This is a genomic window from Bacillus sp. 7884-1, assembly GCF_002272245.1.
Taxonomy (GTDB): Bacteria; Bacillota; Bacilli; order Bacillales; family Cytobacillaceae; genus Neobacillus.
The window spans coordinates 1-23360 of record NZ_NPDD01000237.1; the positions used below are offsets into that span (position 1 = coordinate 1).

Annotated in this window: 20 protein-coding genes and 1 pseudogene; 10 read left to right on the top strand and 11 right to left on the bottom strand. The window is 37.0% G+C overall.

The annotated features are described in order from the left end of the window. Positions 1-35: 35 nt before the first annotated feature. Entirely contained in the window at positions 36-797 is a 762-nt protein-coding gene (locus tag CHI06_RS25560; protein WP_095251469.1) for a DeoR/GlpR family DNA-binding transcription regulator, read from the bottom strand. 326 nt (positions 798-1123) lie between these two features. Beyond that, the gene (locus CHI06_RS25565) at positions 1124-2389 is read right to left on the bottom strand and encodes an MFS transporter (protein ID WP_095251470.1); all 1266 of its coding nucleotides are present in this window, start codon (positions 2387-2389) and stop codon (positions 1124-1126) included. A 317-nt stretch (positions 2390-2706) separates the two neighbouring features. Here CHI06_RS25565 and CHI06_RS25570 point away from each other — a divergent pair, with 317 nt between their 5' ends. Further along, positions 2707-3657, top strand: a complete 951-nt coding sequence (locus tag CHI06_RS25570) for a sugar phosphate isomerase/epimerase family protein (protein ID WP_095251471.1) — start codon at positions 2707-2709, stop codon at positions 3655-3657. A gap of 209 nt (positions 3658-3866) precedes the next feature. Next, complete coding sequence (locus tag CHI06_RS25575) at positions 3867-4241, top strand: RidA family protein (RefSeq protein ID WP_095251473.1); 375 nt, start codon at positions 3867-3869, stop codon at positions 4239-4241. 378 nt (positions 4242-4619) lie between these two features. On the opposite strand, the gene CHI06_RS25580 is transcribed toward CHI06_RS25575, so the two are convergent. After that, complete coding sequence (locus tag CHI06_RS25580) at positions 4620-5111, bottom strand: hypothetical protein (RefSeq protein ID WP_095251489.1); 492 nt, start codon at positions 5109-5111, stop codon at positions 4620-4622. Between the two features lie 202 nt (positions 5112-5313). Here CHI06_RS25580 and CHI06_RS25585 point away from each other — a divergent pair, with 202 nt between their 5' ends. After that, the gene (locus CHI06_RS25585; RefSeq protein ID WP_095251474.1) at positions 5314-6033 is read left to right on the top strand and encodes a spore coat protein; all 720 of its coding nucleotides are present in this window, start codon (positions 5314-5316) and stop codon (positions 6031-6033) included. 1566 nt (positions 6034-7599) lie between these two features. On the opposite strand, the gene CHI06_RS25595 is transcribed toward CHI06_RS25585, so the two are convergent. Genes CHI06_RS25595 through CHI06_RS25605 form a run of 3 tightly spaced genes read right to left on the bottom strand, consistent with a single transcriptional unit; the run spans position 7600 to position 11555 of the window. Beyond that, positions 7600-8697, bottom strand: coding sequence for a GerAB/ArcD/ProY family transporter (locus tag CHI06_RS25595; RefSeq protein WP_095251476.1), 1098 nt, complete (start codon positions 8695-8697; stop codon positions 7600-7602). 34 nt (positions 8698-8731) lie between these two features. Further along, positions 8732-9946, bottom strand: coding sequence for a Ger(x)C family spore germination protein (locus CHI06_RS25600; RefSeq protein WP_095251477.1), 1215 nt, complete (start codon positions 9944-9946; stop codon positions 8732-8734). Then, complete coding sequence (locus CHI06_RS25605; RefSeq protein ID WP_095251490.1) at positions 9936-11555, bottom strand: spore germination protein; 1620 nt, start codon at positions 11553-11555, stop codon at positions 9936-9938. The genes CHI06_RS25600 and CHI06_RS25605 overlap by 11 nt, the downstream gene beginning before the upstream one ends. 131 nt (positions 11556-11686) lie before the next feature. Here CHI06_RS25605 and CHI06_RS25610 point away from each other — a divergent pair, with 131 nt between their 5' ends. Further along, the gene (locus CHI06_RS25610; protein ID WP_095251478.1) at positions 11687-11929 is read left to right on the top strand and encodes a hypothetical protein; all 243 of its coding nucleotides are present in this window, start codon (positions 11687-11689) and stop codon (positions 11927-11929) included. A 252-nt stretch (positions 11930-12181) separates the two neighbouring features. Here the strand turns inward: CHI06_RS25610 and CHI06_RS25615 are convergent, their stop codons facing one another. The 4 genes and pseudogenes from CHI06_RS25615 to CHI06_RS25625 all read right to left on the bottom strand — a co-directional run bounded on the left by CHI06_RS25615 (position 12182) and on the right by CHI06_RS25625 (position 16285). Further along, a complete protein-coding gene (locus CHI06_RS25615) occupies positions 12182-13573 on the bottom strand; it encodes an amino acid permease (RefSeq protein ID WP_095251479.1) in 1392 nt (463 codons plus the stop codon). Positions 13574-14033: 460 nt separating this feature from the next. Beyond that, positions 14034-14123, bottom strand: a pseudogene (locus CHI06_RS30810) (short-chain dehydrogenase); the annotation flags it as partial. Next, entirely contained in the window at positions 14123-15094 is a 972-nt protein-coding gene (locus CHI06_RS25620) for an SMP-30/gluconolactonase/LRE family protein (protein ID WP_095251480.1), read from the bottom strand. The pseudogene CHI06_RS30810 and the gene CHI06_RS25620, both read right to left, overlap by 1 nt. 405 nt (positions 15095-15499) lie before the next feature. Beyond that, a complete protein-coding gene (locus CHI06_RS25625; RefSeq protein ID WP_095251481.1) occupies positions 15500-16285 on the bottom strand; it encodes an SDR family NAD(P)-dependent oxidoreductase in 786 nt (261 codons plus the stop codon). Between the two features lie 418 nt (positions 16286-16703). Between CHI06_RS25625 and CHI06_RS25630 the strand changes: the two genes are divergently transcribed. The 6 genes from CHI06_RS25630 to CHI06_RS25655 all read left to right on the top strand — a co-directional run bounded on the left by CHI06_RS25630 (position 16704) and on the right by CHI06_RS25655 (position 22305). After that, a complete protein-coding gene (locus CHI06_RS25630) occupies positions 16704-17366 on the top strand; it encodes a hypothetical protein (protein ID WP_095251482.1) in 663 nt (220 codons plus the stop codon). A gap of 665 nt (positions 17367-18031) precedes the next feature. After that, positions 18032-18862, top strand: coding sequence for a 5-dehydro-4-deoxy-D-glucuronate isomerase (gene kduI / locus CHI06_RS25635; protein ID WP_095251483.1), 831 nt, complete (start codon positions 18032-18034; stop codon positions 18860-18862). Positions 18863-18928: 66 nt separating this feature from the next. Continuing rightward, entirely contained in the window at positions 18929-19705 is a 777-nt protein-coding gene (kduD, locus tag CHI06_RS25640; RefSeq protein WP_095251484.1) for a 2-dehydro-3-deoxy-D-gluconate 5-dehydrogenase KduD, read from the top strand. 34 nt (positions 19706-19739) lie between these two features. Next, positions 19740-20189 (top strand): YhcH/YjgK/YiaL family protein, encoded by a 450-nt coding sequence (locus tag CHI06_RS25645; protein ID WP_095251485.1) that lies wholly within the window; start codon positions 19740-19742, stop codon positions 20187-20189. 120 nt (positions 20190-20309) lie between these two features. Beyond that, a complete protein-coding gene (gene kdgT, locus CHI06_RS25650; RefSeq protein ID WP_095251486.1) occupies positions 20310-21302 on the top strand; it encodes a 2-keto-3-deoxygluconate transporter in 993 nt (330 codons plus the stop codon). Between the two features lie 52 nt (positions 21303-21354). Further along, complete coding sequence (locus CHI06_RS25655; protein WP_095251487.1) at positions 21355-22305, top strand: sugar kinase; 951 nt, start codon at positions 21355-21357, stop codon at positions 22303-22305. A 109-nt stretch (positions 22306-22414) separates the two neighbouring features. On the opposite strand, the gene CHI06_RS25660 is transcribed toward CHI06_RS25655, so the two are convergent. After that, on the bottom strand, positions 22415-23179 hold the full coding sequence (locus tag CHI06_RS25660; protein ID WP_095251488.1) for an IclR family transcriptional regulator: 765 nt from the start codon (positions 23177-23179) through the stop codon (positions 22415-22417). Positions 23180-23360 lie beyond the last annotated feature (181 nt).

Consider the following 23360-nt stretch of genomic DNA (forward strand, 5'->3'; position numbering starts at 1 on the left):
CTTTTGAAATATCAAATCTAAGAATACAATTCAAACTATTTATTAACAATTTCAATGCCCTTTTTTAGGTACTTATTTAAAACTTCCTTTTCTAGTTTAGAGTCGGTTATAATTAAATTCACTTCATGAATATCCGTAACTTTAATTAAGGATATGTTATCTATTTTACTGCTATCTGCCAAGATAATACTTTCTTGGGAAATCTGCATTAACTTTTTCATAACCTCCACTTCACCTAACACATAATCTGTAACCCCTCGAGTTAGAGATACCCCACTTACACTGATAAATGCTTTATCAACTATAAAATTAGAAAGTATACTTTCCGTAAACTCCCCATAAAATGCGTATTCCTTATTATCCAGAATTCCACCCGCTAAAATAACTGTATAACCTTCCATTCTTGCCAGCTCGTTGGCAATTATCAGGGAATTTGTTATAATAGTTAATTTAGTAAAGTTCTTTTTCAGTTCCTTTGCAATTTCAATATTTGTAGTACTGTTATTCAACGCAATTGCTTGCTCTTCCTCTATATATCTCATAACAATAGAAGCAATTTCCCTCTTTTGTTCTATATATTCTTCTCCTCTTTTTAGGTAGCTTGATGGATGGTTCTTTTTTTTCAATACTGCCCCGCCATATACCCGTGTTAATGCACCTTCCTTTTCCAAGGTTTCAAGGTCTCTTCTAATAGTTTCAATGGAAACATTAAATAGTTTGATTAGTTTAGAAACCTTAACACTACCATCTTCATCAATCATCTGCAAAATACTGTCTTTTCTTTCTTCTGCTAACACAAAATTCCCCCCCTAATTTGATTCAGTGTTATTAACTTTAGAAAAGGGTTATTAATTACAGCAAAATACTAAATGAAGTTGATCACTTAATTTTGGTTATGCCGCCTGTCCCCTGGCTAACAGGGAAAGATTAAATCTATCTTCCCCTGTTAGCCATGCGGTGAATTGTAATTCATTCCTATTGTGTCGGGTTAATTAATCTTATGCCCTTTTATAGTCCACTAAAGGAACAAAGATTGCCTTTCCCATGTAGAATTTGCGTCAGCTCCGCTTAACCACCGTAGTCCTGCGTCTCCAGGTAAATCCTTAGATATTACCAGTAATTTTTAAGCATTTCCAAGTTCATTTACCTTTTTAATTCTTTTCACCAAAATCGAACTAACAAATACTCCAAGCAAACACAAGACAGCCATTGTTGTAAATACTAATTTATACCCTGTTAAGCCAGGATTCGAGTCTAAAATCGTTCCGTATATAGTAGCCATAAAAGCACCAGGCAAATAACCAATAAAGGAACCCAAAGCCATTGCTGAACCTGTAATTTCACGAGGTACTTTTACTTCTTCCATAGAAGCAAAATAAACAGCTCTCATACAAAAAATACTAGAAGCAATGGATATGGAAATGACAAAGGCTATATACACACTTATTTTTCCATGCGGCAAAAGTATATTAATGGAAAGGAAGATAAATGTGATTATCAACATTATTCTGATAAACTTTGCAGCGGATTTAGTTACTTTATCCGCTATATATCCTCCTAATGGTCCACCTACCATTTTTAATACATAGCCGTTAATTATCCCATATGCAGAAGCAAGTGCTATTGGTATTGAATAAATATCCTCTAGAAAGGGAACAAAATATCTAATTCCAATGTAAACAGTGTATACAGAGAATATATTAAAAGCAACTATCCATATACCGATATTTTTAAACGCTTTCATCATACCCTCAAAGGCAATTTTATTTCTCTCGGAGCTCTTTGCGACTTTACTAATTTCGTCATCTTCAATTGCAAAATAAGAGAATATTCCAAGAGCAATAGCAAGTCCTGCGAAGAATACAATAGCACCTTTAAAACCTAATGCTCCGCTTCCTAATATTGTAAAAAGCCCTAGCCCGGCAAATGCAATAATTGTATCTATTAATCCCCTGCCCGATTCAAGAAACCCAAACATTCTTCCTTGATCCGTTTCAGATCCCATTAAACGAATTGTTTTTAACATTGTTGGCCAAAAAAGCATATCTGAGCATATCGCAAAGCAGCAATAAAGAATTAATAATGTTGGGAATGAGGGAAAGGTCGCCATACCTAAACCTGCTAAACCATTAACTATAAGTGCGAGCGGTATCATTTTTTTCTTCGAGAATCTGTCGGTTATAAATATAGCCGTTAAAAAGCCTATAGTGGTTACTATTCCTGCAATACTATATAACAATCCTATTTGGGTATGCGACAGCCCCATAAACTTTTGCATTTGAATATAAAAAACTGAATCAATAAAATACAGTTTATAAATAGCACCTCCACCAAGCATTAACGCTACAAATGACAGCTGCTTCTGATTTAAAAGCTTCTTTTTCCCCATAATAAGCCTCCCTTTTTAGACTAAATAAGTTTTATATTCTGATAATAACATGATTGGTGTGTGATTGGAAGTGGTGTTGTGTAATTATGTGTATTAAAATCGTTAATCCTTGTGTTAAAGTTGTCTTAACTGTTTATAATCTGCAAATCTATTGTGGTTTCTCGTCCTAATAGGGTTTAACATATAATTTCTTTATTTAAATTCAACATTAGTACACAATATTGCAATTAAATCATTGTAACTCCAACATAACTGGGATATAATTATACAAACATTACAAGCAAAATACTATAAATATTGAAAGGATGAATGTTTTTATGAAAATAGGATTAGAAACAGAAAGCTATCACTTGTTATTCGTTACGGGAAGAATGGATGTATTTAGTTTTATTAAAAAAGCAGCTGACTTAGGTTTGGATGGCGTTATGTTAAATATTATTCCTTGGCCGGAACGTGAAGAAATATGTGTGCTGGAATCATTTGATCCCCAATACTTAGCAAGAGTCAAAAAAGAAATTGATAAATATAACTTATATTCAGAAATTGATACAAATGGAACAGATCCTGAACATCTAAGCAAGGTTATTGAAACAGCACATAGAATAGGCGCGGATGTAATTCGCACATACGTATGTAGGGGAGAGTATGATGCACAATTGTTAAAAAAAGCACCTAGTGAAATTAAAAAAGTTGTGCCGCTACTAGAGAAATATCGGATAAAGTTGGCAGTAGAAAACCATGAGGAGGAGACCTCAAGTGAAGTAATAAACATTATAAATCAGATAAATTCCCCATGGGTTGGAGCCCATTGTGATGTTGGAAATGGCATGATGGCCTGGGAAGATCCAGTTGAAGCAGTTAAAATGTTAGCACCATATGCATATACAACCCATTTTAAGGATCATATTATTATAAAAGATGAGGACGAATATAAAGTATGCGGGGTGCCGATCGGGGAAGGAAATATTGACCTGGAGGAATGTTTTAAAATATTAATGAAGGGCTCAACTTTAACCAGAATAAATATTGAAATGTGCTTTCCATATGCCGTATCCTTTAAAAGGGCTGCAGGAACTGGAGGCGTATATGAAGTTGGAGAAGGTGCATTTAAGGTTGATGAAGCACCATATGACCCAAATTTAATTAAACCAAAAGATTATTATTATCCTCCCGATTCCCTCTTGGAAAAGATGATAGAAGACCAGAAACTTGGTGTTGAAAAAAGTGTAAAGTTTGTACTAAATTTAAGGAATAAGTATTGTAGATAGTAGGTGTGATATCAGATAAATTGATATTCCACCAAAACTGCATCCAGTAAAAGTGGATATTCCCCCTTTGTATATGAACAGAATGATATTAAAGGAATTAAGAGAATAGGAAAAAATAGTTTTAGAGGGTATGCATAAAGTATATGAAATAATTGGAAAAGTCATCCGGAAAGCTAAAATCAACTAAAAAATATGTAGGAGGATAAAAAATGTTAAAAATAGTTAATACAGAAAACGCTCCAGCAGCAATCGGGCCATACTCTCAGGCAATCTTGTTTGGTAATCTATTATTTACATCAGGCCAAATTCCATTAGACCCTGAGACTGGAGAAATCGTGGGTGATACGATTGAAATACAGGCTGAGCAAGTAATGAAAAATATTGCAGCAATTTTAGAAGACCAAGGCACACAATTCACTAAAGTAATCAAAACAACATGCTTTTTGGCGGATATGAGTGACTTTAATAAATTTAATGAAGTGTATTCAAAATACTTTACAGGTAATCCTGCCCGTTCTTGCGTTGCAGTTAAAACTTTACCAAGGAATGTACTATGCGAAGTTGAAGTTATTGCATGTAAATAGCATTAAGTACAGTATCTACGTGTCAATCTCGTAATGATTCAAACAGATAAACCTTGAGTAATCAGTAGTCCTGTTCATTGATATTTACCCAGGAATACGATCGCCCAGTGATTATTGCAGTAGAAAGAAATATTAACATAAAAATTTAATTAAAAAGAGGATGCCTGAAACTAAAGGGCATTCTCTTTTCAATGTTTAAAAACCGCCGCTTAAATAGATGCGGTGAGCCGTATCATAAGTAAATGAGGTTTTTGTAAATGAAAACGACTATAAGATAAGGTTCCTGGGAAGAGGCTGAAATATGCATAAAAAAAAATGTAAAAGCCCATTTGCTAAATAAAAAGGGGCTGTTACGCCCCTTGAATTTTCTAAATGCGTTTAACACAGAACAATGATTTTATAGGGAGTAGTTTGGGCTGGAATGCTAAATGTGGCAGGACCATATACAACAAGTAGATTTCGGTTTCCAGGATTCAATGTGAAGGGTTGGTCGTTTTGTAATAATATCGGAGTATTACTAGAAATATTCAATTGTAACTGACTATCACTACTCACCAGCTGGCTGTTAAAATAGTCTACCTTTACATTTTGATAAGGGTTATCTTTTACGATTATGAGGGCTTGATATTGTGGCGGGTAAATAAGAATAACAGGTACATTGACATCATAAAAACCAGTCACACGGTCTCCAACTGAAACGATAACATGGTCTAGAAAATAGGTTGTTGGACTAATAACGAAATTTACTATTGAACCATCTCCTCCTAATAAGGACATTAATTTAAAACACCCTTTTAATTCCTCATCTGAACCTACTAAATAATCTTGAATCATTGTTACTGTTCCAGAAAAAGAACTGTACTTCCTCATTTTTTTTCCTCCATTTTGATGAATCATTAACGAAATCCAATCCTCCGGAAACTTCGAGAGCGGGGAGCGTATAATATTTTATTGCTAAATTCAGTTGGCCTTTTAAATTTTATGATGCTTGTGATTAGATATTACTTAATGAAGGCTAGATAGTGGACCTTTAGAAAATGATGATGATGTTCATCATGAAAAGGAGTATGTTATGTTTAACTATTATTCTAGGATTACTATGAATCAGCCAAGTATTGTTTCGTTTGCACGTGGTGATGTAACGGGAGATCGCGTATCTGAAAATGTCTATTTGACCGGAATAAAGACTCCAGCTAGTCCATTTACTCAAAATATCACCCTGCTTGTTCAAGATGGAAGAACTGGCAGCGTAAAAAGTGTTCCACTTCGTGAAAATGCTGGCTACAATCCTACGATATTCGTAGGGGATTTTACTGGCAATGGAGTAGATGATATTTTAATCAGTATTGCTACAGGCGGCAGTGGTGGAATCATGTTCCATTATATTTATTCCTTTGTGGAAAATACACCACAATTACGATTTGATTTCAATGAATATAATGAGCAATACCAATATGAGGTTAGTTATCAAGACAATTACAAAGTAGAAGTTGTCAGCAAAATCAATAATAAAAAGTACTTGATAGACATTTCAACAAGAGACGCTGAGTATTTAAATGAAATATATGATGAAAAAGGGAAACTGAAAAGTCCTGTTACTGGTTTTGTAAATCCTCTAAGCGGCTTATATCCTGTAGATTTTGATTCAAATGGAGTGTATGAGCTTTTGGCGTATCAAAAAATTGCGGGAAGATATAATGCAGATTCTTTAGGGTATGTTTTGAACACTTTAGCATGGTTAGATAATAAGTTTGTTTTGCAAAATCAAAATGTAGCTATTTTCGGATATTAGGATAACAAGGCATAAATTTCGGAGAGATAGAACTTTTTAATTAGTAATTATATAAAAAAATATAATATAATCATCATTTAGTATAACACGGAGAACCTTACCATAAATAGAGGCGAATTTTTTATACAATCTTCTCGAACCGTACCACATAGAGTATGAATTCCAGAACTAGGTCGCCAATCTGGTCCTATTCCATGTTTCCAACCAAGACAAATACATTTCGGGCAGCGAAATCTATATTGACGGAGCGGGATCTCTTTTAAAAAAGAATACGCTTGTTTAAAGCAAATGAAAAAGCTATCAATTCCGAAAATAAATAGGAACGATAGCTTTTTCTTAGTCAAATGAAGGTTTTATGGTTGTTGAACTGTTATTTGTTCAGGTTGAGAATGTACATATTGCAAATACATTCCAGCCAACTATGGGAGCAAGTAAGGAATTAGTACAAGCCCAAAAAGTATGGAACGAATATGGTTACCTTAAATACCTTACTTTTACTTTTATTCATACGCTTAGCTCCTTTTTTATTTTTAAATATAAAACTTGTGATCCTAGATCTATAAGTTTTATATTTCTTTACTAAAATGATTGAGTGATTAGTAGATTAAAATTTTGGTATAAATATAAATTGTTTGGTAGGATGACTGTCATTGATGTTAGTTAGTAGGTTTTAGGGATGGAAGTGACAAATTCTATAAATAGGGAGTTAATTTATGACTAATTCAAATAATAAAGCGGCTAAATAATAATGTAAATTGGGGGAATCTAAAAGGAAATTCACTTAATTTTTATAAATGTTTATTAAATAAAGTGTCGCAAAGACTAGATTAAAGTAGAACTATCACTTATTTGCTCGAAGGGTAATGTCGATATTTTTTTTTAGAAGTTGAATTCAACAGTAAACTGGGGGAAACTAGTAAAAATTCATTCCATTTTTATTACAGTTTTATTGCTAATCTAATCGTAACTGTGAAGAGAACGATAAATAGGTAGGAAGTTAACTAACAGGGGTATAAAGAAGATTCGATCGGTGGGTCTGCGAACGTGCAATAGAAGTATTAAGAATAAAAGTCAAGGTATCCATAGTTTCAAGTTCGACATGTTTCCCCCCATTTTTATAATAGAAGTACTTTGTTTATAGGTGCTCTATGCGGTTTTAATTAAACGTTTATGTAATATCAAAACGTGTGGTTATATGTAGAATACTCGTTTTTATGAATTATTAATGGGGGGATTTATCGATGTGGTTCGTCGACAAGAATTTGCTATTAAGCATGCTAGAGTTCGTTTGCCAAAAGGATTTTGGGCAGATTTAATCAAACGATTGGTTCGTTTATTTTTGGCTAACCAAACGTTTGATTAGTTTCGTAGTAATGGTTGCTAATTGAGGGTTTTATTTAATTGGGGGTTGCCGTGGGGACGGTTCCCCTGGACTAATCCTTTGGTTATTCTTACTTGGTAAATGTCTCATTACCTTTTAACCATTAACCAAGTGAAAAAAGCCAGGAGAACCGTCCCCACGGTTTTCCACTTAGCCCCTTGTCCTTTATAATTTATTCATGTTTACTACTTATTTCGGTTTTTTAAAAAGGCAATTCCTAAGAGCAGTAAGGGAATAATGATAAAGAAGAACGGGTGCAAATATCGTGTGCCAAATTCCAACCCTTCCTTTAAATGCTCAGCATAGCTGCTTGCGATTGTAACAGACATGAACAAAACAATCATCCCCATGGGGTATGTTAACATTGAAGGTTCTTTTATCTTGAATATAACTGCAGTACTTGCAACGGCAGCATAAAAATATATGCTTACCTTAAAAAAGATACAGATGACCATAGATATCATAAAAAAAACATCCAGACGTTCAAGAAATTCTGCCACTTGTATGCCTTGAATGGTACTTAAAAGCGGAAATTGTGAGCGGGCAGTTAGGTCAACACCCAATACACCAATATTAATCGCCATGGTAATGGCAAGATTAATTCCGCTTAGCCCTATTGCAAATAAACCTATTTTTTTTGCACTTTTCCTTTTTGTTGCTTTTACGTAGGGGAAAATCATTGAAAAAACGATGGCTTCACCGAATGGAAAATATAAGGTTTGAGTGAAAACTACTCTAGCTATAGGAAAAATACCTTCCTCTAGTATAGGTTTTAAATTATTGATATCAATGAGCCCAGAAAAGACAATCAGAATAAAACCAGAAATAGCAAGAAAATAGATAAAAACAAAGAATAATTCTCCCGTCCTTGCGACAACCTCAATACCTTTGCTAACAGCATAAATAATAACCAGCATCAATAAGGCATTTACAATAAATAAGGGAGTTTCAAGATAGGCAAAGGTCAGGAGCATCTCTCCAAAATCGCGAAGTACTCTTGCTGCCGCATACATAAAAAAAATAATATAACAAAAGGCAAGGATTGTACCTACAATTTTTCCAAGCAGCTTTTGCATATATTCCGGGGGTACTAACTCTGGATAATAAAGAAATAAACGGTAATTTACCCAGAATAAGAATAGACCTCCTAACATTCCAAAGAGAATGGCCAGCCAGGCGTCTTGTTTGGCTTCACTTGCCAGAGGTACCAAAATCGCACTGCCGAGTTCAAATATCGAGATTAGGACAAAAAGCTGGTATAAGCTTATTTTTGCCTTTTCCACGCTTTTGTCACATCCTTTTCATCCTTTTTGATTATTACTTATTAACTTGGTGGGGGTTGTTACGTAATCCTGTTCGACGAATAAAGGCATCCACTACTATATCTGTTTTCACTTCTGGAAAATAAACGTCATTCCATTTAGAGACCATTTTTTTCCATTCCTTAGGGTTTGTTCGGTGAAGTGCCTCTCCAAAACCAAAAATATCAGATTTATTATTTTGGGCCTGCTTTACAGCCATCAAAATCTCTTTTTTAATTTCCTTTTCTATTTCGTTTTCTATTTTTAAAAGTACATCAGGATTATTAAGGTCTGTGTACACCCGTGACTCACCAATATTACCCTCCGCTTGAACCTCAATTGAAACTCGGGGCTTTCCTTTTTCCATTTTTGCCATTACCTTTGTTTTTTGTCTGATTAATTCATATGATATAGCTTCGTCTTTTCCTTCCCACTTTACACCAATGGCAGATGCATTTAATTTGTCGAGGAGGAATACAGACCCTCTTGCAGTCTCACCATCAATCCAATCCGTTAACTTCCCGTTTTTAAATATCGCTAGACTCCCTGCGTAAAGTAAGGAGGAGGGTTCAGTTTGATGCGTATTCTCCATACTTTTCCCTTTATCAACATCTCCGCTCATACGAAATCCCGAAACCACTAGTTCCTTACCGGGCGAGACAAGTGTCTTTATCGCATCCTGCATACTAACAGAGATATTTTCTCCCCATGTCCTTTCAGTGAATTTTAACGTTTTGATTATTTTATTAGCTGGGATTTTATCAATTGCTGTCAACACTTTAACAATGTCGGAAGCTTTCGTTCCCTGGGCGATTACGATGATTGCTGTACTCCGGAATTCCGCATCACGTTCAAGTGGATCAAGAATGTTGCTGATGGATTCCTCTTTTGCAAGATCTTCACCAATGACAACTAAATTTGTATGCGCATAATACAGTCTTCTTGACAATTTACGGGATGTCCTTCTACTTAACTCCACAATACTATCTCCTGTTCCCGTTATAACGGAAACGGGTGGACCTTGACTCCCGCCGCCGCCTTGCATACCGCCTGCAACGTTACCTGGATTGATAATTTGCAATGTGCCAACATATCTGCCTTCTTCATTCTTGTCTATTCCAATAGCTGCAACGATAGCCAAGTCGGTTAATTCCTTTTTACTCCAACAACCTGATAAAAGGAGCGTATTGCTTAAAAATACTAATAAAAACAATAATCGCTTATTTTTCATCCTGGTCACCTTTTTCTATTACAGAGTTGACCATCCCCCTGCTTTCAGGTGGTGTGGGTTTCTGATCATCGCCTACCCGATTCTCGTTATCTGTGCTAATCGGTCTTGGACGTTTTTTTTGTGCCCAAAGTGGCAAACGGATAATTGAATCGCCTATGTTAGCTAGGATAAGGGGGGCCATTGGGGTTAAATATGGTACTCCAAAAGACCGAAGGCTGCATAAATGTACGGCAAGAATGATAACACCCAAAATGATTCCATAAAAGCCGAAAGTTGCAGCTGCAAACATAAATCCAAAGCGAATTAGACGTGCTGAGATGGCCACTGCAAAAGCTGGAGTTGCAAAGTTGGCAATGGCAGTAATGGCCACAACAATGACCATAGCAGGGGAAACAATCCCTGCTTGTACTGCTGCCTGTCCAATAACCAGTGCACCAACAATGGAAATTGCTGACCCCACTGCTCTAGGCATTCTTACCCCTGCTTCACGGAGGATTTCAAAAGCAACTTCCATAATCAGTGCTTCGACCAATGCCGGAAAAGGAACTGCCTCCCTCTGGGCTGCGATTGCAACTAACAGCTGTGTCGGTATCATTTCCTGATGAAAAGTTGTAATCGCAATATAGGTAGCTGGTGCGATAATCGAGATAAGGAATATTAAAATCCTTAAGAAACGCAGTGCAGTTGCAATATCAGCCCGACCATAATAATCTTCTACCGACTGGAAAAATTGGATAAAAACAGCCGGTGCGATTAGGACAAAAGGGGTTCCATTCACAATGATCGCAACCCTTCCCTCGAGGAGATTCCCAGCAACCATATCCGGCCTTTCGGTATGATAGAGGGTTGGAAATGTCGTCAATGCCTGGTCTTCAATAAGCTGTTCAATATAACCTGATTCAAGAATACTGTCAATTTCAATTCCTTTTAATCGATTCCGGACTTCCTCAACAATTTCATCCTTTGCAATGCCTTTAATATACATAATGGAAACATCTGTTTTCGTGACGCTGCCGATCTTCATATTTTCCAGCCATAAATTGGGGTTTTGAATACGTCTGCGAATTAAAGCGGTATTGGTACGAATAGATTCAGTAAACCCATCTCTCGGCCCCCGAACCGTTACCTGGCTGCCAGGTTCTTGGATAGAACGCTGCTCCCCGCCTCTCGTGCTGGCACTAAGTGCTTTTTGTGCACCATCAACCAGAATAATACTCTCACCGGACATTAAAGATAGGTACAAGTTGTCCCAATCCGTAATTTCTTTTACATCACCCAGCGCTACTACCTTTTCAAAAAGGATTTCAAAAATAGGCATGCTGTTGTGAACAGTACTATTATTCATAATCGATTCAATCAAAAAGTCGTTAATGGCCTTACTATCGGCAATCCCTTCTACAAAGACAACCGCTGCATCAGGTCCATTGCCAATCCCAAGCTGTAACTTTCGGATGACAACATCAATGCTATTCCCAGTTTTTTCTTTAATGAAATTTATTTGATCTTGTAAAGAGCCGTGGATTGCTTTTGATGACTGGTCGTTTTGTTGAGCGTGTTTTTTTTGCAGTTTTAATTTTTTCATTTTTCTGGATAGGGAAAATAGAGACATCGTCACTAAACCTTTCCTGCTTTTTTATTATTTTCCGCGAATATTGAAAAGGTATTCCTTTTTTTCTAGAAAGTACCAGAGCACTTTTAAAAGGAATGAGGAATCATAGATAAATAGTAGGTGATAAAAAAATGAAAATAATCCTTATAACCATAGCGATGTTAGCGATATTAATAAGTTGTTCCTTCGGAATCGACCTCTTGTTGGGATATGAAATGAAAACAGCATGGCGTAATGCCATAAGCCCTTTTAGAGTAATGGAAATTCCCGAATACTTTGCCTTTATTTTTCTAATCGCCATTTATTTATTAAAGAAATTATTTAGTTTGGTTAATAAAAGGATAAGCAGAAAACTATCGAAGCTCTTAGAATAGCTAAGTGATTTAAGTCGAGTAAGCGGTTTTGTTCTGTGGAAAGGTTAGGGGAATGGGTACCTATATCTATACTTACGCCAGCTATGTTATCATCTTACACTCTTAATAGGATTACATGGTTTAATGATGTGATCTCTAGGTCACTTTTAACTGAAATGAAAGCGATGGGACTTACTGTTCTCTCTATCTTCATCTAAAAAAGTGAGCTTACATTGTCTCTGTATGACAACGTAAGCTCACTTTTTGCATTTCTTATTCTTTATTCATTACGCTATGCTTTTTACCATAAGCAAAATAGAAAAGTAATCCAAATACAAACCAAATACCGGATGCAATCCATGTATAGACAGAGAGCTGAGTAATTAAAAATAAACATAATAGGAATGAACAAATCGGTAAGATTGGAAAGAATGGTACTTTAAAACCACTGGATGGTATACTCTTATTTTTTCTTAAGTAAATAACTCCGATTGAAACGATTGTAAATGCAAGTAATGTCCCCATGTTTACTAGTTCTGCTAGCTTAGATAGCGGAATGAAGCCGGCACAAAAAGCTACAAGTATTGCAAAAACCCAAGTATTTTTAACGGGTGTTTTATATTTTTTACTAAGCTCATACATACTTTTAGGCAGCAATCCATCACGGCCAAACGCGTAAAGAAGTCTAGTTCCGCCATATGACATAACAAGTATAACGGTCATCATCCCAACAACAGCACCAAGTGAAATAATGCCAGCCACCCAATCTTGATCAACTATCTGCATAACAAAGCTAACTGGATCACTTACATTTAGCTTTGTATATGACACCATCCCAGTCAAAACAAGCGAAACAGCTACATAAAGTATTGTACAAATAAATAATGATCCAATAATTCCAATTGGCATATTACGTTGTGGGTTCTTTACCTCTTCAGCAGCTGACGAAACAGCATCGAACCCAAGATAAGCAAAGAAAACAAGGGCTGCCCCATTTATAACGCCATTGATTCCGAAGGGCATAAATGGTTGCCAATTAGCAGGCTCAACATAAAAAATACCTACTCCAATAAATAAGAGAATAACACCTACTTTAATAGCTACCATGATCGTATTAAACTTCGTAGATTCTTTTATTCCAAGCGTTAATAAAAAAGCAGTGGCAAATATAATGGCTATAGCCGGTACATTTACATATGTTCCTTCTGCTGGATTAAAAGAACCAGAGATGGCCTTTGGAATGGTAATATTTAAACCTTCTAACAAAGCACCTAAATAAGCAGACCAACCTGTTGCAACTGCTGCAACTGCTAAGCCATATTCTAACAGCAAAGCCCATCCAACTAACCAAGCGACTAATTCTCCAAATACAATGTATACATACGTATATGCACTGCCCGTTACTGGTATGGATGAAGAAAATTCTGAATAACACATAGCTGCCAATGCACAGACAATAGCAGCGATAATAAAGGAAAAAAATATAGCTGGTCCAGCATGCACCGCAGCTACTGTCCCAGGAAGAATGAATATACCTGTTCCGACAATGGCACCTACCCCAAGCAGCATTAAATCAAAGGCTCCTAACGATTGCTGCAGCTGGATATCTACCTTTTTTTCCAGTAATTCGCCGAGATTTTTTCTCCTGAATAATACATTTTTCATACTAAACCCTCATTTTTTTTTGAAATATGTAAAAATTCTATATGTTTAATTCTTAAAGGTCAACTGTTTTTGTCGAATTACCAATATTTTTGTCGAATGAAAAGATGTTTTTAAAAATTCAATTGAATAGTGGAGGCGAAAATAGTTTATACAGAATGGTACATATCTCTCCTTATATGAAAGAGCTATTTTTCGATAGCTAATTAGTGTTTGATGTTAAATCACGATTCACTAGTTAACAATACTTCAATGGATTCGGTCTATTGGAGGGCACATACAAACGGAGAAAATAAAATATTAATAAAACCGCATTTAGATGCATCATGGTGAACCGTACCATAAGTAAATGCGGTTTTCTTAGAGAATTCGAATTGGTAAAATTAAGATAAAACTAAAGCCGATTTTCTCAATGACCAGAAAATCGGCTTTTATAAATCTATTTGACTTTTCCTGTACTTCATTATTTTGCAGTATAACCGCCGTCAACATGGATGGTTGTACCTGTTATGAAGTCGTTTTCTGCTAAGAAGACAACAGCGTGAGCGAGTTCTATTGCAACCCGAAAGGCTGCAAACCATCCTTTTTGACCTTAATTCGCCAAACTTCATTTTTCAATGACTCGGTTACATAAAGGTATCCATTATGAAAAGTCAGATTGGTGGTAAAAGTCCCCGCATCCTTAGGCAGGCGAATGGTACCGTATTTAAATCCACTAGCATCAAGTATGACAATTTCGCCAGCCTGGAAATGGGCTACATAAAGATTGCCCTCCGTATCGACGGCCAATCCATCTGGACCGATTCCGCCTTCAAATTGACCGAAGACAAACGGTGTTTCACGCGCGTCTTTAGCATTCTTTGAAGGTACAGAGATAATTCGATTTGTAGCGAATTCAGAGATATAAACACGTTGACCGTTCGCTGAAATCGCAATCCCATTAGGATAAGCAATACCTTCTTGAAAGAGTACTGGTTCTTCACTATTTGGCGGCAGGTAGAAGACACGGCCTATTGGTTTCGTTGCACTGGATCCCATTGGCTCTGTAAAGTAAAGTCCGCCAGCTTGGTCAAATACGAGGTCATTTAGTCCATTTAAAGGTTTGCCATTGTAGGAATCTACAATGGTCGTGCGTTTTTTAGTAACTGGGTCATAGGCGTAAAGTTTTCCAGTAACATCTGTGATAAATAGGCGTCCATCCTTGTGAAACTTTGTCCCTACTGGGAGCTCCCCTACATATGTTTCTACGATTGAAAGCTTATCGTCTTCGACCTTAATAATTTCGCCTGTAGGCGGACTAACCATCCAAATATTTCCGCTGCGGTCGAAATTAATGCCCTCCATAAATCCGCTTCCGGAAGCTACCTTTTCCCATTTACTACTAGGATGGACAATTTCTGAAATGGAATGTCTTTCCCCTTTTGGCACTGGTTTTGTTACATATAACGACTTTGCTCCAACGACTGTAACAGTAATAAGGGAGAGCATGATTAATACGGTTAGTGCTAATGCCCTTTTTTTCATTTAATACATTCCTCCTTGTTAACCCTATAAAGGTCAATTGATAAAACTTTATTTATTCATCTCTCAGCTTTCCTACACAGGGAGCCTGAATATCGCTTTAATTTATCACAATATTAAGAATACAAACAATATAAAAAAATATCCGAAATTATTAGAAAATAAGTAAGTTTTTCTTCTATTTAAATAATGTGTATTTTGTTAGACTAAGAGTTTTAGATTGTAATACTAGATGGAATTGTATATTGGTCAAAGACCTTTAAGGCCTTCTATTTTCTAATTATGAAATTAAAAACTCTCTTTTTGTTAAAATACAAAAACTGTATCTATTATAAGATACAGTTTTTAAACTTATATATTCTGTAGTTACTTATGATACGGTTCATCGCACCATTTATATTCTTTTATCTAAAGTGTTTTTATCTTTTTAGCAATGATGTCCGTTGCTTTTTTCGGATTTAAACGATATAAGAAGTCCATTATTTTTGCATCGTTTCCGGCTAATACTCGGTATTTTTTATTTTCCATACCTTTAATAATGATTGCAGCCGCTTCATTTGCGCTGAGCATCTTATATGAATGGTTGTCAGCACCTTCTATCTTAATTCCAGCATTTTGGACAATGTTCGTGTCGACTCCACCAGGAAAGACGACGGTTACGCCTACATTGGTATTTCTAAGCTCTAGATGAAGACCTTCCGTTAACATTTTGACAGCTGCTTTTGAAGCTGTGTAAATCGTTTGAAGCGGCACGGGAAGAAATCCACCCATGCTTGAAACATTAGTAATGTGAGCTTCTGGTCGATTTAAAAGGTGTGGTAAGAACGATTTGCACATATAGAGCGTCCCGTAAAAGTTAACATCCATGACCCTTTGAATTTGTTCATAATCAAGATCATTCACACTATGAAACTGTTGAAGAATTCCTGCATTATTAATAATTCCATCTATGCATCCGTGAACGGCGATGATTTCTTCAGGGAGCTTTTCCACATCTTCTCGGTTAGCTATATTAGCAATGTGTGTTGAAATCTTGTCTCCATAGACATTTGTTAATGACTTTATTTCCTCTAGGCCGGATTTGTGGAGGATGGCTGCGACTTTAGCTCCTTTTTCTAAAAGCTGGCAAACGAGTTCTCTCCCAATCCCGCCACCGGCACCTGTTACGACAATGACTTTATTGAATGCTTTCATACTATTCCCCCATATTTTATTAATTTAAAATTAACCTATTAAATAAACCTATGTGGGTTAAGTAAATGAAATTCTAAAGGTAAAGAAAATGAATTGACAAATGTAAGATTTCTACTAAACTAAAAATAGCTCTATCCTCAAGTTTTTCTCTAAGTATTCTTTTTATCTTAGTTACTCCGCAAGTCTTATCTTGCGTTTACAATTCTCCAAATTGAAGTCACATTAAACCTCTTTTATAAACTCTCATTAATTTAAAAAATCTGTCCGAAGTTCAAATGATTAATAATGGAGATGATTCATTCGGGGTATTGATTATGTATCTATTAAATGCCCATTTTTAGATGTTCTGCATTTGAAGAAAATTATTAGTTAGGGTGCTGAAAAAGACATGACTATTAGATAGGAAGAGGGGGATGTTATGGGATTTGAAGAAGAATACCAGACCTTTATGAATACTCACTTGCAGGCAAGAACCGGTGAACGGTTGAGGCGCTTGCAAGAAGGGGACAACCATGCTGAAATGTTGTTTTTGAAGCAAGTGTGGTGGCCCTCATTTCACCAATTTCGGTATCTTCATCCAGAATATGAAGTCGATGATTTTAAGGATGGCAAAAGGTATTTGGATTTTGCTTATATTCGTCCCGCTATCCGGATTTGTCTTGAGATCGACGGGTATGGTCCTCACTTAAAGAACATAAGCAGATGGCAATTTTCCGACAGCCTGGAACGTCAAAACCAGTTGGTGATTGATGGATGGACCGTAATCCGCTTTTCTTATGACCAAGTTAAAGAGAAGCCTCGTCGATGCCAACAGATTGTTCAGCAAGTGATTGGCCGATGGCTGGGTGATGATCTGGACCAGACATCTCTGTCCTTTCTCGAAAAGGAAGTGCTTCGCCTAGCGATTCGAAAAGGAGAAGACATATCCCCAATTGAAGTCGAGAAGTATTTGAAGTTAAGTGACAAGCCGGTTAAAAAAGTACTTTCTCAACTAGTCGATAAAAAGATGCTGATTCCTGCATCAGGGGTCAGGAGGGTCCGCTCTTATCGATTGGGGGATCAGGTTAACCACCCGATCTGATAAATAGACGGAACAATTCCGCTTAATTAGTAAATAGCATTAAAAATCTACCCAATAGACGGAGATATTCCGCCTATTGACTCGAAAAGCTGAAATTTAGAGGGTTTTGCCTTGAATAACCGGATAACCTCCCCTTATTTACCCCTAATCGAGCTTCATTCCGTACCTAACCGGAAAATCTCCGCTTATTTTACTTTCGTTGGTTACTCAATTGAGGACAAGACTTAAAGAAAATGAGATGAAACCCATGACGAGACGATTTTTTAAAGGCTGACTTGATTTAGCAATCTTTTTATTATTTAAAAAAAATCCAAGATAACCTCATTTTGATACGCCACGGAGAACCTTACCATAAGTAAAGGCGGTTTTTGTATTTTATTAGAAAAGTCCAATCTTCTTTTTTAGTAGCAAGGTATAAGCGAGAGAAAAATCGGAAGTATTGCGCTCAAAAAGGCACAACTAGCGGAGGTAGCTAGCTGTGCCTTTTTTCGTTTAGGAAAGACCGGGAGAACCGTCCCCATGTCCTGCCATGTCCTGAGAAAAGGTTCACTATTTCTTCACATTATGCTTTGATTTTTGGAAAAGAAAGCGTTATAATTAAATTATGAAACATGATTCCACAATACGGAACGGATAATTTGCTAGTATAAAAGGAGATGTACACTTTGGAAATCAGGTATTCAACACACCCAGATCATGCCAAAACATTTACTACGGAAGAAATTCGGAAACACTATTTAATAGAGGAATTATTTGTACCAGGCGAAATTAAACTGGTTTATTCGATGGAAGAACGTGCGATTACTGGCGGAATCACTCCTATTGAAGAAACGATTTCTCTAAAGGGCAATGATCAGATGAAAGCTGAGTATTTCCTAGAGAGAAGAGAAGTTGGGATTTTCAATGTTGGCGGCACCGGAACAATCACTGTTGATGGTGAAACGTTTGATATGGAAAATAAAGATTGCTTGTATATCGGTTTAGGTAAAAGAGAGTTGCTTTTCTCAAGTGAATCAGCAGAAAGTCCTGCGAAATTTTACTTGTACTCTGCTCCAGCTCACAAAGAATATCCGACCCAGCATGTTGCCTTTAAAGATATTGAAGGTGATCGATTAGGAGCATTAGAAACTGCAAATGATCGTGTTATTCGCAGAATGATTCACAAAGAAGGAATTCAGAGCTGTCAGGTTGTTATGGGAATGACTCAGTTAAGTACGGGAAGTGTGTGGAATTCAATGCCAACACATACACATGACCGTAGAAGTGAAGTTTACCTTTATATTGATTTAGATGAAAATGCAAGAATGTTCCATATGATGGGCGAACCAACACAAACTCGTCATATCGTGATGAAAAACGAACAAGCGGTGATTTCTCCTCCATGGTCGATTCATTGTGGGGCTGCTACAAGCAATTATACTTTTATCTGGGCAATGGCAGGCGATAATAAAACCTACAACGATATGGATCAAGTAACAATGGATGAATTGAGATAATTTGGTTCGCGCCATTCATCTTACATCTGCCAGACTACTAAAATAGAAATATAGAGGTGCTATATCATGAGTTTAAGAGATTTTTCACTAGATTTTTTTAATTTAACAGGTAAGGTTGCTATCGTGACAGGAGGAAATACTGGTCTTGGACAAGGGTATGCTGTCGCATTAGCGAAAGCAGGTGCTGATTTATTTATTGTCTCTTATGATACGAACTGGGATGAAACAAGAGAGCTAATTGAAGAAACAGGAAGAAAAGTATATTTTCATCAAGCAGATTTAACAGCTAGAGAAACTTTACAGCAAATAGTTGATACATGCCTAAGTGTATATGGAAGAATTGATGTTCTTGTAAATAATGCAGGAACTATCAGACGCAGTCCGTTACTTGAATACAAAGAAGAAGATTGGGATGCTGTCATGGAAATTAACCTGAACGCTGTCTATCTTCTAAGCCAAGCTGTTGCCAAAGTAATGGTCGAGCAAAAAAGCGGAAAAATCATTAATATCTGTTCCATGTTATCTTTCCAGGGTGGTAAATTTGTTCCGCCATACACAGCAAGTAAACATGCCGTTGCTGGTATTACCAAATCCTTTGCAAATGAGTTAGCACAATACAATGTCCAAATTAATGCGATTGCTCCAGGCTATGTTGCAACAGCGAATACAGCTCCAATTCGTGCAGATGAAGAGCGGAGTGCAGATATCCTTTCTCGTATTCCGGCTGGCCGTTGGGCTACACCGGCAGACTACATGGGAGTAGTTGTATTCCTAGCTAGTCAGGCATCTGATTATATGAATGGACATGTTCTTGCAGTTGACGGCGGTTGGTTAGTCCGCTAAAACTCAGGAACACACATCGGAAGGGCTGATAACGTTGCTAACTGGTAAATTAAATGACTTAGTAGAAAGCCAGATTTTTTCTGAAACATTACAATCTACTTTACTTCTATTAAAAGAACATGACTTTTCAGCCTATGATGCTGGACGTCATGAGCTTGGTGAAGATTTGTTCTTCTTTTTGAACGAATATGAAACGAAAGAAGCAGAAGCTTGCTTTTGGGAAGCGCACCAAGTTTATCTAGACTTTCATTACATTCTAGAAGGCAAAGAAAATATAGCAGTAGACCATATTGAACATCAGCAGGTAAAAGAAGCATACAACGAAGAGAAGGATGCAGCCTTTTTTGAAGGGGATGTCCATTCCATGATCACGATGAATCCGGGAGACGTTATGATCTGTCTCCCAGAGGATTCTCATATGACAGGGATTATTGACGGCGAAAAGCAAAAGGTTAGAAAAGTAGTTCTTAAAGTTAAATTGTAAGCGGAGACAAAAGGAAAACTGTGCGACCTAGAGTTAAATAGGAAACGGTTTCTAAAGGACCATCGTTGCATTTCAGTAGATTAAATATCCTTATGCAGACTTGAGAGGTAGGTATTCAAAATGAATATTATGAAGTCGATTAAAAAAATCCCTGGTGGATTAATGTTAGTGCCATTAGTATTAGGAGCGCTTGTCCATACGTTTACACCTGGAGCGGGCGAGTATTTCGGAGGATTTACGAATGGATTGATATCAGGTACGGTTCCAATTCTAGCAGTATGGTTTTTCTGTATGGGTGCAAGTATCAATATTAAAGCATCAGGTAAGGTTTTACTAAAGTCAGGAACACTTGTGATAACAAAGATAGCGGTTGCATGGATCGTTGCTGTTATTGCGATGCAATTCCTGCCAGTTGATGGAATACAGACAGGTATATTTGCTGGATTTACCGTTCTTGCGCTAGTAGCTGCAATGGATATGACGAATGGTGGTCTTTATGCCTCTATTATGCAGCAATACGGATCAAAAGAAGATGCCGGTGCATTTGTCTTAATGTCCCTTGAATCAGGTCCTTTAGTAACCATGTTGATTTTAGGCAGTACGGGTGTAGCTGTATTTGAACCACAAGCTTTTGTTGGTGCAGTATTACCATTCCTAATTGGTTTTGTTCTTGGAAACCTTGATAAAGATTTACGTGAATTCTTCAGTAGAGCAACAGAAACAATGATTCCATTCTTTGGTTTTGCCTTAGGTAACACGATTGACTTAGCGGTAATTGGAAAAACAGGTCTTAGCGGTATTTTATTAGGTGTTCTCGTCATCATCATTACAGGTGTTCCATTAATCCTAGCTGATAAATTTATCGGAAAAGGTAATGGTACAGCAGGACTTGCTGCTTCTAGTACAGCAGGGGCTGCAGTAGCCAACCCAATGCTTATTGCCGAAATGAAACCGGAATTTCTTACAGCAGCACAATCAGCTACTGCGATGGTGGCAACGTCCGTCATTGTCACTTCAATATTAGTACCTATTTTGACAGCATATTATTCTAATTATATGAAAAAGAAAAATGGTGAGTTAGGTAGTAAAAAAGGGGAAAAACTTACGGCTTAATAACCTAGAGAGACATATCTATGTCTCTCTTTAAATTCAGGGAGGAAATATCATGAGTCGAATTATCACTGTGGGGGAACCTATGGCACTTTTTGTTGCAGAGCAAGAGGGTCCATTGGAAAATGTTAATCGTTTTGATCGATTTGTTGCAGGTGCAGAAGTGAACTTCTCCATCGGTATGTCTCGTTTAGGACATCAAGTTACGTATATTACCCAATTGGGAAGCGACCCCTTTGGAAAAAACATCGAAAAATTTCTTCAAATGAATGGAATTGATACTACTTATGTGACATATGAACCTAGTCTTTTGACGGGAATGCAGTGGAAGCAAAAGGTAGCAAGCGGTGACCCGGAAGTGTTCTCTGCCCGCAAGAATTCTGCCGCTTCACATATGGATCTTGAAACCATCAAAAACATAAACTGGGATGGCTTTGACCATATTCATTTGACAGGCATCCCACCAGCATTATCCGCTGGCTGCCGGGAGATGGTTTATGAATTGATGAAAGAGGCACGAGCAAGGGGAGTGCAAATTTCTTATGATCCTAACCTGCGTCCCGGTCTTTGGGCTGATAAACAGGAAATGGCTCAAGTTATTAATGATCTAGCTTGTCATGCAGACATCGTTCTTCCTGGTATTGAAGAAGGGAAGCTGTTAACGGGCAGCGAAGACGTTCAGGAGATTGCGGCATACTACCATGCTGCAGGTGTTAAAACCGTTGTCATCAAGCTCGGGGCAAAAGGTGCATTTACCAGTTCTGAAGGAAAACAATTTTATACGGAGGGTTTCGCTGTAGAGAAAGTAGTCGACACAGTAGGAGCTGGTGATGGCTTTGCTGTTGGTGTGGTCAGCGGAATACTGGAAGGTCTTCCTATCGAGGAAGCGGTTAAACGCGGGGCAGCCATTGGGGCTCTTGCCGTCATGTCACCAGGAGATAATGACGGATTACCTGATAGAGAGAGTTTAGAAGGTTATATGAAAGGCTCGAAAGTAGAGCTTTAGTTGATTGCAAAAGTAAAGAAAACCCTTTTTTGCGTTTTCCTTGCTTTTGCTTTTAGTATTTAATCACAAAAAAAAGGGTATTCTCATGGAATGAGAATACCACCTATACTCAAGAACCAGAGTATCCTAGGTTCCTTGAGATTGCTAGACTATACTGTTTCATTTTTTCAATTAATGTACTGTTGATTACTTCCATTGTCACGCGATTACTTGGTCCTGAAATACTAAAGCTTGCTATGATTTTTCCTTTGTGGTCATAGATTGGTGCAGCAATACACCTTAGAACTTCTTCATTCTCAGAATTATCTAATGCATAACCTTGGATCTTAACCATTTCAATTTCCTTTAAAAAGGCTTCTTTTGAGGTGATCGTGTACGGGGTCTTGGGAATAAACTCGGTGTTTGAAATCACTTTATTAAGATGGTCTGGAGTCGCATCTGAAAGTAATACTTTTCCTACACCCGTACAATACATGGGAGCTCTGCTTCCAATACGAGAATACATTCGGATGGTTTGATTACTTTCAATTTTATCGATATAAATCACTTCTCCGTGATCCTCTATGCATAAATGAACGGTTTCATTGACTTCTTGTGATAGTTTCTCGAGATATGGTTTTGCTATCGTTACAATACTCGAGTTATTTAATAGGTTTCTAGAAAGAAAGAGGACTTGTAAACCGAGTTTATATTTGTCTGTTTCTTCATCTTTTACAACATAATTCATACTTACTAAAGTAGCTAACAGACGATGAATTGTACTTTTTGTTAGACCAACCTGCTCTGTCAGACGCGCAATTTGAATGCCATCTGGGTACTCAGAAAGCTTGTTTAATATGGTTAGGGCACGTTCAATTGACTGAACATTAGACATTACATCTACCTCTTTTATTGGGAATAGTTAAATGATATTCTTTTCATATGTTCTTTATTATGGAACATCATTTTACTATATGATACGTTAAATAGAGGCGATTTGTAAAATCAATAATGTAACACAGCCAATTATTTTGGCTCTGATAAACTGGGCTGTTGATTTGTGCTCCAGGCGCTTC

Bases quoted from the DNA above. Each gene is read 5' to 3' on its own strand.
- CHI06_RS25570 (WP_095251471.1), top strand. From the start codon at position 2,707: ATGAAAATAGGATTAGAAACAGAAAGCTATCACTTGTTATTCGTTACG.
- CHI06_RS25565 (WP_095251470.1), bottom strand. From the start codon at position 2,389: ATGGGGAAAAAGAAGCTTTTAAATCAGAAGCAGCTGTCATTTGTAGCG.
- kdgT (WP_095251486.1), top strand. From the start codon at position 20,310: ATGAATATTATGAAGTCGATTAAAAAAATCCCTGGTGGATTAATGTTA.
- CHI06_RS25625 (WP_095251481.1), bottom strand. From the start codon at position 16,285: ATGAAAGCATTCAATAAAGTCATTGTCGTAACAGGTGCCGGTGGCGGG.
- CHI06_RS25585 (WP_095251474.1), top strand. From the start codon at position 5,314: ATGTTTAACTATTATTCTAGGATTACTATGAATCAGCCAAGTATTGTT.
- CHI06_RS25615 (WP_095251479.1), bottom strand. From the start codon at position 13,573: ATGAAAAATGTATTATTCAGGAGAAAAAATCTCGGCGAATTACTGGAA.
- CHI06_RS25610 (WP_095251478.1), top strand. From the start codon at position 11,687: ATGAAAATAATCCTTATAACCATAGCGATGTTAGCGATATTAATAAGT.
- CHI06_RS25580 (WP_095251489.1), bottom strand. From the start codon at position 5,111: ATGAGGAAGTACAGTTCTTTTTCTGGAACAGTAACAATGATTCAAGAT.
- CHI06_RS25620 (WP_095251480.1), bottom strand. From the start codon at position 15,094: ATGAAAAAAAGGGCATTAGCACTAACCGTATTAATCATGCTCTCCCTT.
- kduD (WP_095251484.1), top strand. From the start codon at position 18,929: ATGAGTTTAAGAGATTTTTCACTAGATTTTTTTAATTTAACAGGTAAG.
- CHI06_RS25575 (WP_095251473.1), top strand. From the start codon at position 3,867: ATGTTAAAAATAGTTAATACAGAAAACGCTCCAGCAGCAATCGGGCCA.
- CHI06_RS25600 (WP_095251477.1), bottom strand. From the start codon at position 9,946: ATGAAAAATAAGCGATTATTGTTTTTATTAGTATTTTTAAGCAATACG.
- CHI06_RS25630 (WP_095251482.1), top strand. From the start codon at position 16,704: ATGGGATTTGAAGAAGAATACCAGACCTTTATGAATACTCACTTGCAG.
- CHI06_RS25605 (WP_095251490.1), bottom strand. From the start codon at position 11,555: ATGTCTCTATTTTCCCTATCCAGAAAAATGAAAAAATTAAAACTGCAA.
- CHI06_RS25655 (WP_095251487.1), top strand. From the start codon at position 21,355: ATGAGTCGAATTATCACTGTGGGGGAACCTATGGCACTTTTTGTTGCA.
- CHI06_RS25660 (WP_095251488.1), bottom strand. From the start codon at position 23,179: ATGTCTAATGTTCAGTCAATTGAACGTGCCCTAACCATATTAAACAAG.